General features: G+C 59.7%; 18 protein-coding genes and 1 riboswitch. Of the genes, 12 read left to right on the forward strand and 6 right to left on the reverse strand.

Annotation, left to right across the window (positions count from 1 at the left end):
* Nucleotides 1–4 precede the first annotated feature (4 nt).
* Both C4J84_RS24095 and C4J84_RS24100 read right to left on the reverse strand, forming a co-directional pair.
* Nucleotides 5–427, reverse strand: coding sequence for a phasin family protein (locus C4J84_RS24095; RefSeq protein ID WP_124372126.1), 423 nt, complete (start codon nt 425–427; stop codon nt 5–7).
* Nucleotides 428–532: 105 nt separating this feature from the next.
* Nucleotides 533–808 carry a polyhydroxyalkanoic acid system family protein gene (locus C4J84_RS24100; RefSeq protein ID WP_124372127.1) on the reverse strand — a complete coding sequence of 92 codons (276 nt, stop codon included), beginning with the start codon at nt 806–808 and terminating at the stop codon, nt 533–535.
* Nucleotides 809–952: 144 nt separating this feature from the next.
* Between C4J84_RS24100 and ubiE the strand changes: the two genes are divergently transcribed.
* The 9 genes from ubiE to C4J84_RS24145 are packed head-to-tail and all read left to right on the forward strand — an operon-like array spanning nt 953 to nt 6909.
* Complete coding sequence (gene ubiE / locus C4J84_RS24105) at nt 953–1723, forward strand: bifunctional demethylmenaquinone methyltransferase/2-methoxy-6-polyprenyl-1,4-benzoquinol methylase UbiE (RefSeq protein WP_003171186.1); 771 nt, start codon at nt 953–955, stop codon at nt 1721–1723.
* On the forward strand, nt 1723–2346 hold the full coding sequence (locus C4J84_RS24110) for an SCP2 domain-containing protein (protein ID WP_124436204.1): 624 nt from the start codon (nt 1723–1725) through the stop codon (nt 2344–2346). Before ubiE ends, C4J84_RS24110 begins: the two co-directional genes overlap by 1 nt.
* Nucleotides 2343–3947, forward strand: a complete 1605-nt coding sequence (gene ubiB / locus C4J84_RS24115) for a ubiquinone biosynthesis regulatory protein kinase UbiB (protein ID WP_124364756.1) — start codon at nt 2343–2345, stop codon at nt 3945–3947. Before C4J84_RS24110 ends, ubiB begins: the two co-directional genes overlap by 4 nt.
* Before the next feature lie 41 nt (nt 3948–3988).
* The gene (gene hisI / locus C4J84_RS24120) at nt 3989–4381 is read left to right on the forward strand and encodes a phosphoribosyl-AMP cyclohydrolase (RefSeq protein WP_124372129.1); all 393 of its coding nucleotides are present in this window, start codon (nt 3989–3991) and stop codon (nt 4379–4381) included.
* 2 nt (nt 4382–4383) lie between these two features.
* On the forward strand, nt 4384–4716 hold the full coding sequence (locus tag C4J84_RS24125; protein ID WP_124364757.1) for a phosphoribosyl-ATP diphosphatase: 333 nt from the start codon (nt 4384–4386) through the stop codon (nt 4714–4716).
* 25 nt (nt 4717–4741) lie between these two features.
* Entirely contained in the window at nt 4742–5020 is a 279-nt protein-coding gene (locus C4J84_RS24130) for a twin-arginine translocase TatA/TatE family subunit (RefSeq protein ID WP_124364758.1), read from the forward strand.
* Nucleotides 5021–5030: 10 nt separating this feature from the next.
* Nucleotides 5031–5417 carry a Sec-independent protein translocase protein TatB gene (tatB, locus tag C4J84_RS24135; protein WP_124436205.1) on the forward strand — a complete coding sequence of 129 codons (387 nt, stop codon included), beginning with the start codon at nt 5031–5033 and terminating at the stop codon, nt 5415–5417.
* On the forward strand, nt 5414–6205 hold the full coding sequence (tatC, locus tag C4J84_RS24140; RefSeq protein ID WP_124368653.1) for a twin-arginine translocase subunit TatC: 792 nt from the start codon (nt 5414–5416) through the stop codon (nt 6203–6205). Before tatB ends, tatC begins: the two co-directional genes overlap by 4 nt.
* A complete protein-coding gene (locus C4J84_RS24145) occupies nt 6202–6909 on the forward strand; it encodes a 16S rRNA (uracil(1498)-N(3))-methyltransferase (protein ID WP_124372131.1) in 708 nt (235 codons plus the stop codon). Before tatC ends, C4J84_RS24145 begins: the two co-directional genes overlap by 4 nt.
* 59 nt (nt 6910–6968) lie before the next feature.
* Here the strand turns inward: C4J84_RS24145 and C4J84_RS24150 are convergent, their stop codons facing one another.
* Nucleotides 6969–7355 carry an MAPEG family protein gene (locus tag C4J84_RS24150; RefSeq protein WP_124364762.1) on the reverse strand — a complete coding sequence of 129 codons (387 nt, stop codon included), beginning with the start codon at nt 7353–7355 and terminating at the stop codon, nt 6969–6971.
* A 188-nt stretch (nt 7356–7543) separates the two neighbouring features.
* Here C4J84_RS24150 and C4J84_RS24155 point away from each other — a divergent pair, with 188 nt between their 5' ends.
* Nucleotides 7544–8779 carry a sodium:proton antiporter gene (locus C4J84_RS24155; protein WP_124372132.1) on the forward strand — a complete coding sequence of 412 codons (1236 nt, stop codon included), beginning with the start codon at nt 7544–7546 and terminating at the stop codon, nt 8777–8779.
* 20 nt (nt 8780–8799) lie between these two features.
* On the opposite strand, the gene C4J84_RS24160 is transcribed toward C4J84_RS24155, so the two are convergent.
* The gene (locus C4J84_RS24160; RefSeq protein ID WP_124372133.1) at nt 8800–9681 is read right to left on the reverse strand and encodes a LysR family transcriptional regulator; all 882 of its coding nucleotides are present in this window, start codon (nt 9679–9681) and stop codon (nt 8800–8802) included.
* Nucleotides 9682–9772: 91 nt separating this feature from the next.
* On the opposite strand from C4J84_RS24160, the gene C4J84_RS24165 reads away from it, so the two are divergent.
* On the forward strand, nt 9773–10186 hold the full coding sequence (locus tag C4J84_RS24165; RefSeq protein ID WP_124364765.1) for a VOC family protein: 414 nt from the start codon (nt 9773–9775) through the stop codon (nt 10184–10186).
* A gap of 34 nt (nt 10187–10220) precedes the next feature.
* Entirely contained in the window at nt 10221–11546 is a 1326-nt protein-coding gene (locus tag C4J84_RS24170; RefSeq protein WP_256681366.1) for a cation:dicarboxylate symporter family transporter, read from the forward strand.
* A gap of 18 nt (nt 11547–11564) precedes the next feature.
* On the opposite strand, the gene C4J84_RS24175 is transcribed toward C4J84_RS24170, so the two are convergent.
* Nucleotides 11565–12455, reverse strand: a complete 891-nt coding sequence (locus tag C4J84_RS24175) for a formate/nitrite transporter family protein (protein WP_124436206.1) — start codon at nt 12453–12455, stop codon at nt 11565–11567.
* Between the two features lie 144 nt (nt 12456–12599).
* Nucleotides 12600–13004: an acyl-CoA thioesterase gene (locus C4J84_RS24180; protein ID WP_124364767.1), complete on the reverse strand. Its 405-nt coding sequence runs from the start codon at nt 13002–13004 to the stop codon at nt 12600–12602.
* Nucleotides 13005–13202: 198 nt separating this feature from the next.
* A riboswitch (S-adenosyl-L-homocysteine riboswitch) is annotated at nt 13203–13309 on the forward strand.
* The last annotated feature ends 13 nt before the right edge of the window (nt 13310–13322 follow it).

Genomic DNA, 13322 nt, shown 5'->3' on the forward strand with positions numbered 1-13322 from the left:
CTCCTTAGTGTTTACGCGCGACACGTTCGAGCAATGCCGTCAGCTCTTCGAGCTTAGCAGAGAGTGTCTCCACGTCATGTTTAGACGCAATGCCGATTCGATTCAAGGCACTTGCAACACGTGTGTCAAAAGCTTTTTCAACTTTATCCAGTTGCACTTCAACCCGGCGGCTGATGCTGGAGACGTTACTCGTTACTTGGTCAATCTGACTGTTGGCGGCATCAAGTTGTTCAACCACAACTTTTTTGCTTTTACTTTCAACATGTTGACCGCTCTTAACGAGCTCTTTGAAGTATTCGCCACCCTCGCTGCCGACCTTGGCGTAGGCACCAAGACCCGCCAGCCAGATCTTGCGGGCATAGCCTTTGACCTCACTCAGGGCAGTGGTCTGACTGTCGATTTTTTTCTTCAAAATAACTTTGGCCATGGTGCACCTCACGCAAAATTGGGTGGAGGAACCGCCCGCAGGAGTTGAGGGCTTGGGCACAAAGTAAGGTGAAAAATTAGAATCGGCACCCTAAGCGTCATCACATCAGGCCAATGCCTTATCCACGGCTTTTTCGATTTCGGATTTGAGGGTACCGCTCATGGCCGACATCAACAGGCCCAGTTCCACCTCGATACGCAATGAATCATCGGCGACCAGAACGGTGCCTTTAACGCCTGACCGCTTGAGGTTCAAGGTATCGCCAGACCATGACGACTCCAGGCCATATTTATCCTTGAGTTTCTGCGCCAGCAGGTCGGCCTTGGCCCGGGCGCCTTCTTTACCCAGGGAATGCTCACGCTCAACGGTTATACGGGCCATTGCAATGACTCCTCTCTATAAGTGCCTGGAAACCTTCGATGCGGCAAAAGGTCTCGATAAGCACCTATCTTACCTTCAGCCTTGCCAAGACAAAGCAGGCCCTGGGGATTATCATGTCCCGCATTCTCTTTTGGTGACAGCGATATGACTGATCAGCGCAAAGGCAGCGATGCCGAACCCACCACTCACTTCGGCTTCAAGAACGTCCCGGAAAGCCAGAAAGCGGAAAAAGTCGCTGAGGTGTTCCACTCCGTAGCCGCCAAGTACGACTTGATGAACGATGTGCTCTCCGGCGGCATGCACCGCCTGTGGAAGCGCTTCACCATTGAACTGTCGGGCGTACGCACCGGCAATCGCGTGCTGGACATCGCCGGCGGTACGGGTGACCTGGCGGCCAAGTTTTCCAAGCTCGTGGGGCCGACCGGCCAGGTGGTATTGGCCGATATCAACGGCTCGATGCTCAAGGTTGGGCGTGACCGCCTGCTCGACAAGGGCGTGGCCGGCAATATCGAATTCGTCCAGGCCGACGCCGAAAAGCTGCCGTTTCCCGACAACCACTTCGATTGCGTGACCATCGCCTTCGGCCTGCGCAACGTCACCCACAAGGAAGACGCGATCCGCTCGATGCTGCGCGTGCTCAAGCCGGGTGGCCGCCTGTTGGTGCTGGAATTTTCCAAGCCGACCAACGCGCTGATGTCCAAGGTGTACGACACCTACTCGTTCGCCTTCATGCCGTTGATGGGCAAGCTGATCACCAATGACGCCGAGAGCTACCGCTACCTGGCCGAATCGATCCGCATGCACCCCGACCAGGAAACCCTGAAGTCGATGATGGTGGAAGCCGGTTTCGACCGCGTGACCTACCACAACATGACCTCGGGCATCGTCGCCCTGCACCGCGGCATCAAGCCCTGATGTTGCTCGCAGGCCTTCTGGCAAGCGTCGAACACGGCCTCAACCGTGTCTTGCGCCTGGACAGCACCGCCCTGGCGCGGCTTGCGCACCTGACCGGCAAAGTCATCGCCGTCGATTGCCGCAGCCCCGCCGTGCAGTTGTTTATCCTGCCCAGCGATGAAGGCCTGCTGCTCGCAACGCAATGGGCCGCCGAGGCCGACTGCACCCTGCGTGCGCCAGCCTCCAGCCTGTTGCACCTGGCGCTGAGCCGCGACAAGACCGCTATCCTGCACAGCCCCGAAGTGGCGCTGGAAGGTGACAGCGCGGTGCTGATGGACCTGGCCGCCGTGCTGCAAGACCTGGAGCTGGACTGGGAATACGAACTGTCACGCTGGATCGGCCCCGTCGCCACCCAGTTGATCAGCGGTCACCTGCGCAGCCGTTCGCGCTGGTACCAGCAAGGGTTCGCCAGCCTCAACCAGAACCTCGCCGAATACCTGAGCGAAGAATCGCGCACCCTGGTCGGGCAACGGGAAGCGCAAGCGCGCTTTCGTGAGCTCGACAAGGCCAAAATCGACCTGGAACGCCTCGAGGCCCGCTTCGAGCGCCTGAGCCGTTCCCTTGATCCAAGCGATAACGCATGAAGCTGCTCGCCGTCCGCCGTTTGTTTCGTATCCAGCGCGTCGTAATCCGCTACCGCCTCGATGACCTGCTGTTTGCCCTGCCCCTGCCATGGTTCCTGCTGGCGGTGCGCTATGTGCTGCCGTGGCGCTGGTTGCCGCGTAAAAAGCTGGAGCTGAGCCGAGGCGCCTGCCTGCGCCTGGCATTGCAGGACCTGGGGCCGATCTTCATCAAGTTCGGGCAGATCCTATCGACGCGCCGCGACCTGTTGCCCGAAGACATCGCCGATGAACTGATGCTGCTGCAAGACCGCGTGCCGCCATTCGATTCGCAGGTGTCGATGAAGCTGATCGAAGAGCAGCTGGGCAAGAAGATCACCGAGGTGTTCAGCCGCTTCGATGTCGAGCCGCTGGCATCAGCGTCGGTCGCGCAGGTGCATGCCGCGCAGCTCAAGAGCGGCGAAGAAGTGGTGGTGAAGGTGATCCGCCCGGGCCTCAAGCCGATCATCGGCCAGGACCTAGCGTGGCTGTTCATTCTCGCCCGCGCCGCCGAGCGTTTTTCTGCAGATGCGCGCCTGCTGCATCCGGTGGATGTGGTGGCCGACTACGAAAAAACCATCTACGACGAACTCGACCTGCTGCGCGAAGCCGCCAACGCCAGCCAGTTGCGCCGCAATTTCGAAGGTTCGCAACTGCTGTACGTGCCGCAAGTGTATTGGGACTGGTGCCGCCCCAAAGTGCTGGTGATGGAGCGCATCTACGGCGTGCAGGTCACCGACCTCGCCACCCTGGCCGACCAGCGTACCGACATGAAGATGCTGGCCGAACGCGGCGTGGAGATTTTCTTCACCCAGGTGTTTCGCGACAGTTTCTTCCACGCCGACATGCACCCCGGCAATATCTTCGTCAGCACCGTCAACCCGTGGAGCCCGCAATACATTGCGATCGACTGCGGCATCGTCGGCAGTCTCACGCCGGAAGACCAGGACTACCTGGCGCGCAACCTGTTCGCCTTTTTCAAGCGTGACTACCGCCGCGTGGCGCAGTTGCACATCGACTCGGGCTGGGTGCCGGCGGAAACCAAGCTCAACGAATTCGAAGCGGCGATCCGCACCGTGTGCGAGCCGATCTTTGAAAAACCGTTAAAAGATATTTCCTTCGGTCAGGTGCTGATGCGTCTGTTCCAGACCGCGCGGCGCTTCAATATGGAAGTGCAGCCGCAGTTGGTGCTGCTGCAGAAAACCTTGCTCAACATCGAAGGGCTGGGCCGCCAGCTGTACCCGGACCTCGACCTGTGGAACACCGCGCAGCCGTTCCTGGAACGCTGGATGCGTGAGCGGATGAGCCCGAAAACCATGCTGGGCAACCTGCACAGCCAGATGGAACAGCTGCCGCACCTGGCCAACATGACCCGCGATTTGCTGGAGCGCATGTCCCAGCCGCACGCCAAGGATCCCGAGCCGCCGTGGCGCAAGCGCAAGGATGACTGGTTCCTGCGCCTGCTCGGTGCCGCGCATCTGGTGGGTGGGGTCATGCTGGCGATTGGCGGCCCGTTGAATCAACTGGGCCAGTGGCCGGCCGGCATCATGGTGGCCGTGGGCGTTTATCTGATCGTGCGTCGATAACCCATCCGGTTATACACTGTCGCAAATTGCCGGAGCCGAACATGAAAGACTGGCTGGACGAGATCAAGTGGGACAGTGACGGCCTGGTGCCGGCCATTGCCCAGGACTACAAGACCGGGCGCGTGCTGATGATGGCCTGGATGAATCGCGAGGCCCTGAGCCTCACCGCCGCTGAGCAGCGCGCCATCTACTGGTCACGTTCGCGTGGCAAACTGTGGCGCAAGGGCGAAGAGTCCGGGCATGTGCAAACACTGCATGAGTTGCGCCTGGACTGCGATGCCGACGTGGTGATCCTCAAGGTCGAACAGGTCGGCGGCATCGCCTGCCATACCGGCCGTCACAGTTGCTTCTATCGCGTGCTCGAGAACGGCGAATGGAAGGTGGTGGAACCGGTACTCAAAGACCCGCACGCCATCTATTCGGCAGGACATTGAACATGAGCGATACCCTGAACCGTGTGGCCCAGGTGCTGGAAGAGCGCAAAGGCGCGGATGCCGACAGCTCCTACGTCGCCAGCCTGTATCACAAGGGTCTGAACAAGATCCTGGAAAAGCTCGGCGAAGAATCCGTCGAGACGATTATTGCCGCCAAGGATGCGCAGATCAGCGGCGATTGCAGCGATGTCATCTATGAGACCGCCGACTTGTGGTTCCATAGCCTGGTCATGCTCGCCCAGCTGGGGCAGCATCCACAGGCCGTGCTGGATGAACTGGACCGTCGCTTCGGCCTGTCCGGGCACGCCGAGAAGGCCTCGCGCCCGTCCGCCTGAATAACTTTTATCGAGGATTTGCAGCATGGGTATTTTCGACTGGAAACACTGGATCGTCATTCTGGTGGTAGTGGTCTTGGTGTTCGGCACCAAGAAGCTGAAAAACCTCGGCACCGACGTGGGGGAGTCGATCAAGGGCTTTCGCAAGGCCATGAACGATGACGAAAAACCTGCCGACCCGGTGGTGAACCCGGTTCCGCCGGCCCAGCCTGTGCACCCTCAGGCCGCCCAGCCGATCACCGAACGTCGTACCTTCGACGTGCAGGCTGAAAAAGTCGAAGAGCCGACCCGCAAAGACTCGTGAGCACTGACTAATGTTTGGTATCAGCTTCTCTGAACTGCTGCTCGTCGGCCTCGTGGCCCTGCTGGTATTGGGGCCGGAGCGCCTGCCCGGTGCGGCACGCACGGCCGGCCTGTGGATCGGGCGCCTGAAACGCAGTTTCAACGCGATCAAACAGGAAGTTGAACGGGAAATCGGTGCCGACGAGATCCGCCGGCAGCTGCACAACGAACATATCCTGTCGTTGGAGCAGGAAACTCGCAAGATTCTGTCGCCGGTGCAGGAACCCGCCAAACCTGCGGAACCTGTGGTTGAAAACAGCATCGCGCCAGCAGCCGCAACCGTCCCGACAGAGCCTGCGCCGACGCCCGTTGCGTCGCCCGCGCCCCATGACCCTACATTGCCGCCGCGAGCCCCATGAGCGCTGATAAACCGGAAAACGACCAGCACATGCCGCTGGTCTCGCACCTCACCGAGCTGCGTACCCGCCTGCTGCGTTGCGTAGCGGCCATCTTCATCATTTTTGCCGGGCTGTTCGCCTTTACCCAGCAGATCTATACCTTCGTCTCCACGCCACTGCGCCAGTATTTGCCGGCGGGCGCGACAATGATCGCCACCGACGTGTCGTCGCCGTTCCTGACGCCGTTGAAGCTGACCATGATGGTCTCGCTGTTCCTGGCGATCCCGGTGATCCTGCATCAGATCTGGGGCTTCATCGCGCCGGGGCTGTACAAGCATGAGAAACGCATCGCCGTGCCGTTGCTGGTGTCGAGCATCCTGCTGTTCTACACCGGCATGGCGTTCGCCTACTTCCTGGTGTTTCCGCTGATCTTCAAATTCTTCGCCGCCGCCACCCCGGCCGGCGTGGAGATGATGACCGACATCACCAGCTACCTCGACTTCGTGATGACGCTGTTCTTCGCCTTTGGCGTGGCCTTCGAAATTCCGGTGGCGGTGGTGTTGCTGGTGTGGATCGGCGTGGTCAACGTGGCGTACCTGAAGAAGATCCGCCCGTATGTGATCATCGGTTGCTTCGTGGTCGGCATGATCCTCACCCCGCCGGACATCTTCTCCCAGACCCTGCTGGCCGTGCCGATGTGGATGTTGTTCGAAATCGGCATCCTGTTCAGCGGCTTGATCAGCAAGCGTGGCGAACACCCGGATGATCAGGCCGCCGACGACGACCAGCCGCCAGCGACCCAGCCGTGAACCTGCTGCTGCTCGAAGAGGCCGATTTTATTGCGGCCGACCGGGTGATCCTGCGTGATCGGCGCCTGGTGCATATGCAGCAAGTGCATCGCGCCGAGGTGGGTGACAACCTGCGGGTCGGGCGTATTGGCGGGGCGATGGGCAATGCGCAGTTGCTGCGCCTGCAAGACAGCGAGGCCGAGCTGCAGGTCAGCTTCGACCAGCCGCCGCCGAGCAAACTGCCGCTGACCTTGCTGCTGGCGCTGCCACGCCCGAAGATGCTGCGCCGGGTGCTGCAAACCGTCGCGGCCATGGGCGTACCGAGAGTGGTGCTGGTCAACAGTTATCGGGTGGAAAAAAGCTTTTGGCAAACGCCGTTCCTCGAGCCGCAGGCGGTCCGCGAGCAACTGATCCTGGGCCTGGAACAGGCGCGGGACACGGTACTGCCCGAGATCATTATCGAGAAACGCTTCAAGCCGTTCGTTGAAGACCGCCTGCCGGCCATGGCCGAGGGCACGCTTGGCCTGATCGGCCACCCCGGCGACTACCCGCCCTGCCCCCGAGGCCTGGAGGAACCGGTGACCTTGGCGATCGGGCCGGAAGGTGGCTGGATACCCTATGAAGTCGAGCTGCTGACCAAGGCCGGCTTGCAACCGGTGCAGCTTGGCGCACGTATCCTGCGGGTGGAAACCGCCGTGACTGCCTTGCTTGCCCGGTTGTTCTAACCCAATAACCTATGCACAGCGCAGTCAAGCCAGCGCCCACAAGGTATGTGCGTTAACCGTCAGATCGAGACAAAGAAGAAACTCGCGATCAACGCCATCCCCACGGCCCACACCAGCGAACGCAACAGCGCCCAGTCCGCCAGGTAGCAAATGATGTACAGCAGGCGGCTGGTGATGAACAGCACCGCCAGCACATTGATGGTCACCAGCTCGGCCGTGCCGGCCAGGTGGGCGATGATCACCGCCGCCGCAAAGGCCGGGGTGACTTCAAAGCTGTTGAGTTGCGCATTGTGGGCACGCTTGGCAACGCCTTCGACCGTGTCCAGGAACGCACGCGGGTCGTGGTTATGCCGCGGCCCGAACTTGCCGCCGCTGAACTTGGCCACACCGGTACACAGGTACGGCAGAAAGATTGCGATCAACACACACCAGAAAGCCACTGTCATCAGTCATTCCCTTTTTTGGTTTTATCAAGGCAGTCAGAGCGTCATCACTCACAGGCCGATCGGCGCCGACGTTCAAGCTATGAGCCATGATCGGCCGAAAGGTTCTTTCCTGTAAGGGCACCTGTTTATACTAAACAACGTCCCGACGCACGCTGTGCACCTACATTTCCCCGTCCCAAGGACCCCGGATGCTTGAACTTGTCGCCGCCTTCATTTGCCTCACCACCCTGCTCACCTATGTGAACTTTCGTTTTATCGGCCTGCCGCCCACCATCGGCGTAATGGTCACTGCACTGCTGTTTTCGCTGATCCTGCAAGGCCTCAGTTTCATCGGCTACCCCGGCCTGGAAGAGCGCATCCAGCAATTGATCGGCCAGATCGACTTCGGCGATTTGCTGATGAACTGGATGCTCTCGTTCCTGCTGTTCGCCGGTGCGTTGCACGTCAACTTGAGCGACCTGCGCAGCTACCGCTGGCCCATAGGCCTGTTGGCGACCTTTGGCGTATTGATCGCTACCCTGGTGATCGGCAGCCTGGCGTACTACATCTTCGCCCTGTTCGGCTGGCACGTGAGTTTCCTGTATTGCCTGCTGTTCGGCGCGCTGATCTCGCCGACCGACCCGATTGCGGTACTGGGCGTGCTGCGTACCGCCAACGCCTCGAAACCGCTGAAAACCACGATCGTCGGCGAATCGCTGTTCAACGACGGCACCGCAGTGGTGGTGTTCACCGTCCTGCTGGGCATCGCGCAGCTCGGTGAAACACCGACCGTAGGCGCCACGGCCATGCTGTTCGCCCATGAGGCGATTGGCGGTGTGGTGTTCGGTGGGCTGATCGGTTACCTCGTATACCTGATGATCAAGAGCATCGAGCAGCACCAGATTGAAGTCATGCTGACCCTGGCGCTGGTGATCGGCGGCTCGGCGATGGCCACTGAACTGCACGTCTCGGCACCGATTGCGATGGTGGTGGCCGGGCTGATCATCGGCAACCTGGGCCGCAAGCTGGCGATGAACGACATGACTCGGCGCTATCTGGATGGTTTCTGGGAGTTGCTCGACGACATGCTAAACGCCCTGCTGTTTGCCCTGATCGGCATGGAACTGCTGCTGTTGCCGTTCAACTGGCTGCACGTATTGGCGGCCAGTTTGCTCGCTGTGGCGATCCTGCTGTCACGCCTGCTGACCGTGGCCCCGGCGATCCTGCTGCTGCGGCGCTGGCGCACGGTACCGCGCGGCACCATCCGCGTCCTGACCTGGGGCGGTTTGCGCGGTGGCGTCTCGGTAGCACTGGCCCTGGCATTGCCGCTGGGCCCGGAGCGCGACTTATTGCTGAGCATCACCTATATCGTGGTGCTGTCGTCGATCTTGTTGCAAGGCTTGACCATTGGCCGGGTCGTAAAGCGCGTAGCCGAGTCGCAGTGAGCCCCTGAGCATTTACATTTCTACACCACAAGTTTGCCTACGGGCGCTCTGCACAGATGCTCAAGCAGGTGCCGCATCGCCAGTGGGCGGCGCGGCATCGAGCTGTGCATGACAACCAGATCCCGCGAATAGCGCGACGCGTCGTCGACCGGCAAGACACATAGGCCACGGCTCGACATCCCCGACCACTGCGGTACCAGTGACACACCCATGCCTTGGGCGACCAGCATGACGATGGTTTCCAAGGCATCCAGCTCACACAATACCTGCGGAGCAAAGGACTGTTCATCCAGGAAACGCTGGGCAATCTGCCCACCCCACGAACGGGCGTCATAGCGAATGAATGGCCGCTCGCGCAGCAATGCTTCGAAGGTCTGCGCGTCACACTCAGCGGGAGCAATCAGAATCAGGGGTTCGGCCCGCAACAAGGTGGTTGCTAACGCCTTGGGCGGCTCAAACGGCGGTCTGACAAGAATCGCCGCGTCCAACTCGCGGGCAAGCAATCTCTCATAGAGGCTTCTGGAGTCACCCGGTGTGATCTTCAGCTTCAGCTCCGGTGCTGAAAGTGCCAGTCGCTCGATCGTTCTTGGCAAGACGCCGGTCAATGCCGTTGAAATCGCGCCGATCTTGATCTCTCCCGATAAGCCATCCTGACTCAGGTCCTCCTGCAACTCGCGCGCCTGCTCGATGACTGCCTGAATTTTTGGTAACAACAGCAGGCACTGGTCCGACGGCCACGCGGCATGCGCCGTGCGCATAAGCAGCGTGCACCCCAGCGTCCGCTCAAGCGCCTTGACCCGTTGGCTGATCGCCGCTGCGGTACGGTTTTCGCGTCGCGCCGCCGCAGCAATGGAGCCGGTTTCAATGACCGCGACCAGGCTTCTCAGGAATCGAATATCCATAAATTTTCCTTTCGCTCAGACCAACGCGAACCCGTTTTACCCGGATGCGCAGCCTGTTTAATTTGAGGATCCCCCTACAGAGATTCCGCTCATGAACAGACCCTTCCACGCTGCATACCATGTTTATGACTTAAACAAGGCGCGCATTTTTTATCGAGATGTTTTGGGCTGTGCAGAAGGCCGCAGCAGCGAGACCTGGATCGACTTCGATTTTTTCGGCAACCAGCTTTCACTGCACCTGGGCACGCCCTTCCCCACGACGCGTACCGGCCTGGTGGGGGACCATCATGTGCTGATGCCGCACCTCGGTGTGGTGTTACCGCTGGAGGAGTGGCTGGTGCTGGCCGAGCGTCTCACTCAAATGAGCACGCCCTTCGAGATCCCGCCGGTGGTTCGTTTCGCCGGCGAGCCGGGCGAACAGCGCACGATGTTTTTTCTCGACCCCAGCGGCAATCCCATCGAAGTGAAAGGCTTCAAGGACTTCGCTGGACTGTTCGCTCAATAAACCCCTGACAACTACAACAATAAGGGTCACCTGCATGAACACCAAAAAACCAACCAGCCTCGTCACCCGGATTATGATCGGTCTGGCAGCCGGAATAATCGTCGGTATCCTTCTTAACCAGTTTCCCGAACATAAGTCCTGGTTCATTGAAAACCTGCTGCAACCGGCAGGCGACCTGTTTATCAAGCTGATGAAGATGATCGTCGTGCCTCTGGTCTTCGCTTGCATGACGGTCGGCATTGCCGGCATGGGAAATCCCGCCGCCTTGGGACGTGTCGGCGTGAAGACCCTCGTTTATTTCTTCACGATCACCAGTATTGCAATCGTCTTCGGCCTGATTGTGGGTAATGTCGTCGCGCCCGGCTCGGGCGCGGAATTCGGCAGCACTTTGCCAACACCCGTAACAGGGCTGGCTGCCAACAGCACAACGCAGAATCTGGGCCAGACGCTATTGGCGATCGTGCCGGATAACATCGTGTTGGCCATGTCCCAGGGCAAGCTGCTGTCGGTGCTGTTTTTCGCCATCCTGTTCGGCTGCGCCTTGTCTATGTTGCCTGAGCAGCGCAAGGCTCCTCTGATCAGTGTGATGCAGGGCATCTCAGACACCATGTTCAAAGTCACCCACCTGGTAATGCACTACTCGCCGATAGGCATTTTCGGACTGATAGCGGTCACCGTCGCCAGCTTTGGCCTCAGTGCCCTGCTGCCGTTGGCCAAGCTGATCGGCACGACTTATGTCGCAGTGCTGTTATTTGCCCTGTGCATATTGGGTGCCGTCGCTCGATTGGTGGGTGTCGGTTTTTTCCATTTGGTGCGAGAAATACGCAGTGAATTGCTGCTGGCTTATAGCAGTGCCGCCTCAGCGACGGTGATGCCTCAATTGATCGAGAAGATGGAGCGCTACGGCGCGCCACGCCCTATTACCAGCATGGTTATCCCGTTGGGCTACTCGTTCAACCTGGATGGCGCATCGCTGTTCGCTGCACTGGGCACATTGTTCATCGCCCAAGCGTATGGCATCGACTTGAGCCTGGCCGATCAGGGGATGCTGATATTGATCATGGTGTTGACGTCGAAGGGCGCAGCGGGCGTGCCAGGCTTCATGTTTATCATCCTCACCGCGACGTTGACTGCAGCGGGGCTCCCCGTAGAGGGCGTGGCGATCATTGCAGGCGTTTATCGCCTGATGGATATGCCAGTCACGGCATTGAATGTGCTGGGTAACGCGTTGGCGCCGTTGGTAATTGCTCGGTGGGAAGACCAATTGAAGGCACCTGACAGCACGCCTGCGGCCAATCTCGCCGACGTACCGGACCAAGGCCTGAAGGTTCCCGGAACGCCCCGCAAAGCTCGCATTTGAGCCTTGTGCGGGGCTGCATCATTGCTTTTCCTTGCTTTGAGGACGCTGCTCCGCTGCGCCGACGTGAGCCCCGGAAAGCACCTTGCCTTCGCTACGAATCTGCGCATGGCTGATCAGCGCAAAGATGAAGCTGCCACCGATGATATTGCCGGCCAGGGTCGGGCCGGCAAATATCAGCCAGAAGTCATGCCAGGACAGTTCGCCGGCAAACACCAGGTAGGACACTTCCGCCGAACCCACTACGATGTGGGTAAAGTCCCCCAGCGCCATGAGGTAGGTGATCACAATAATGATGAACATCTTGGCGCTTTCCATCGACGGGATCATCCACACCATGGTGGCGATCATCCAGCCGGAGACGATGCCCTTGGCGAACATCTGGCCGCTGTCATTCTCCATGACCTTGCGCCCGATTTCGAGGAAGGCCAGGTCGGTCTTTGCATCGAAAATCGGCAGGTGCAACATCACATAAGCCACCAGCAAGGTCCCGCACAGGTTGCCCACCAGCACCACCGTCCAGAGCCGCAACAGGCGCCCGGCATTGGACAGAGTCGGTTTGCTCATCACCGGCAACACGGCAGTGAGGGTGTTTTCGGTAAACAGTTGCTGGCGCGCGAGGATCACCGCCAGGAACCCCGCGCAATAACCAAAGCTGGCGATGACCTTGAACGCTTCGCCGTCCGGCAAGCGCGAGTTGAGCAAGCCCATGGCCATCAGCGACAGCCCCATGGTCAACCCGGCAGCCAAGGCAGACCACCACAACGCCGCGACGTTGCGTTCCAGCTCCTGGTCGCCCTGGGTACGGATGATTTCATGCAGCACCGCGGCGCGGGGCGGCTGGTTCTTGTCTACGTCCTGCTGCTCTTCGTGGGACAGGTTGGGGGTTTTGCCTGCTTCGTCGGTGGCCATGATGTTCCGGTGTCCAAGGGGGGCGTGTAGCTACGACACGCCGCCACGGTGGCTGTTCAGTGGCCAGGCAACTAAAGCGCAATCCTCCAGGCCTTGACCCAACTCCATCGGATTCTTGAAGACAGTATTTACACCGCCACGCTGTTACTCGGAAAGACCGTCGCCCTCGAACTGATCCTTCACGTACTTGATTTCGGTGCGGCCGTGAGGCGCTGGCAGCCCGTCTTCACCGAGGTTGACGAAGACCATTTTCTCGACGGTCAGGATGCTCTTGCGCGTGATTTTGTTACGCACTTCACAGGTCAGGGTGATGGAGGTGCGGCCGAACTCGGTTGCGGTGATGCCCAGTTCGATGATGTCACCCTGGCGCGAGGCGCTGACGAAGTTGATTTCGGAGATGTACTTGGTCACCACGCGCTGGTTACCCAGTTGCACGATCGCGTAGATCGCCGCTTCTTCGTCGATCCAGCGCAGCAGGCTGCCGCCGAACAGGGTGCCGTTGGGGTTGAGGTCTTCGGGTTTTACCCATTTGCGGGTGTGGAAGTTCATGGTCACTCCAAAGCGTGTTGCCCAATGATGGCCAATATCATGGCAGAGCCCGGGCCCAAGCTCTATGAGCCATTGCCTATCACCCCCATGAGCGATCTTCATGTCGCCGACAGAAAGGCTTGGGAAGTGCCGCATACACAGCTATAATCGCCCCCGTTTCAAAACGGTCATCTTCCGTAGGTACCGTTCTCCCGCCACCTGTCCGAGGGGCGCTGCAGCAGGCTTGGCCTGTCAGGCTCGGATGGGGCGTTGTCTGGCCTGGCTCACCTGGCTCGATACTAAACGCACAACGGCGCCCATTCGCACACTACGAATGGA

Origin of the sequence: Pseudomonas sp. R11-23-07 (genome assembly GCF_003852295.1) — a bacterium.
GTDB lineage: Bacteria > Pseudomonadota > Gammaproteobacteria > Pseudomonadales > Pseudomonadaceae > Aquipseudomonas.

Coding starts and splice junctions, on each gene's coding strand:
- C4J84_RS24095 (WP_124372126.1), bottom strand. CDS start 427: ATGGCCAAAGTTATTTTGAAGAAAAAAATCGACAGTCAGACCACTGCC.
- C4J84_RS24100 (WP_124372127.1), bottom strand. CDS start 808: ATGGCCCGTATAACCGTTGAGCGTGAGCATTCCCTGGGTAAAGAAGGC.
- ubiE (WP_003171186.1), top strand. CDS start 953: ATGACTGATCAGCGCAAAGGCAGCGATGCCGAACCCACCACTCACTTC.
- C4J84_RS24110 (WP_124436204.1), top strand. CDS start 1,723: ATGTTGCTCGCAGGCCTTCTGGCAAGCGTCGAACACGGCCTCAACCGT.
- ubiB (WP_124364756.1), top strand. CDS start 2,343: ATGAAGCTGCTCGCCGTCCGCCGTTTGTTTCGTATCCAGCGCGTCGTA.
- hisI (WP_124372129.1), top strand. CDS start 3,989: ATGAAAGACTGGCTGGACGAGATCAAGTGGGACAGTGACGGCCTGGTG.
- C4J84_RS24125 (WP_124364757.1), top strand. CDS start 4,384: ATGAGCGATACCCTGAACCGTGTGGCCCAGGTGCTGGAAGAGCGCAAA.
- C4J84_RS24130 (WP_124364758.1), top strand. CDS start 4,742: ATGGGTATTTTCGACTGGAAACACTGGATCGTCATTCTGGTGGTAGTG.
- tatB (WP_124436205.1), top strand. CDS start 5,031: ATGTTTGGTATCAGCTTCTCTGAACTGCTGCTCGTCGGCCTCGTGGCC.
- tatC (WP_124368653.1), top strand. CDS start 5,414: ATGAGCGCTGATAAACCGGAAAACGACCAGCACATGCCGCTGGTCTCG.
- C4J84_RS24150 (WP_124364762.1), bottom strand. CDS start 7,355: ATGACAGTGGCTTTCTGGTGTGTGTTGATCGCAATCTTTCTGCCGTAC.
- C4J84_RS24155 (WP_124372132.1), top strand. CDS start 7,544: ATGCTTGAACTTGTCGCCGCCTTCATTTGCCTCACCACCCTGCTCACC.
- C4J84_RS24160 (WP_124372133.1), bottom strand. CDS start 9,681: ATGGATATTCGATTCCTGAGAAGCCTGGTCGCGGTCATTGAAACCGGC.
- C4J84_RS24165 (WP_124364765.1), top strand. CDS start 9,773: ATGAACAGACCCTTCCACGCTGCATACCATGTTTATGACTTAAACAAG.
- C4J84_RS24170 (WP_256681366.1), top strand. CDS start 10,221: ATGAACACCAAAAAACCAACCAGCCTCGTCACCCGGATTATGATCGGT.
- C4J84_RS24175 (WP_124436206.1), bottom strand. CDS start 12,455: ATGGCCACCGACGAAGCAGGCAAAACCCCCAACCTGTCCCACGAAGAG.
- C4J84_RS24180 (WP_124364767.1), bottom strand. CDS start 13,004: ATGAACTTCCACACCCGCAAATGGGTAAAACCCGAAGACCTCAACCCC.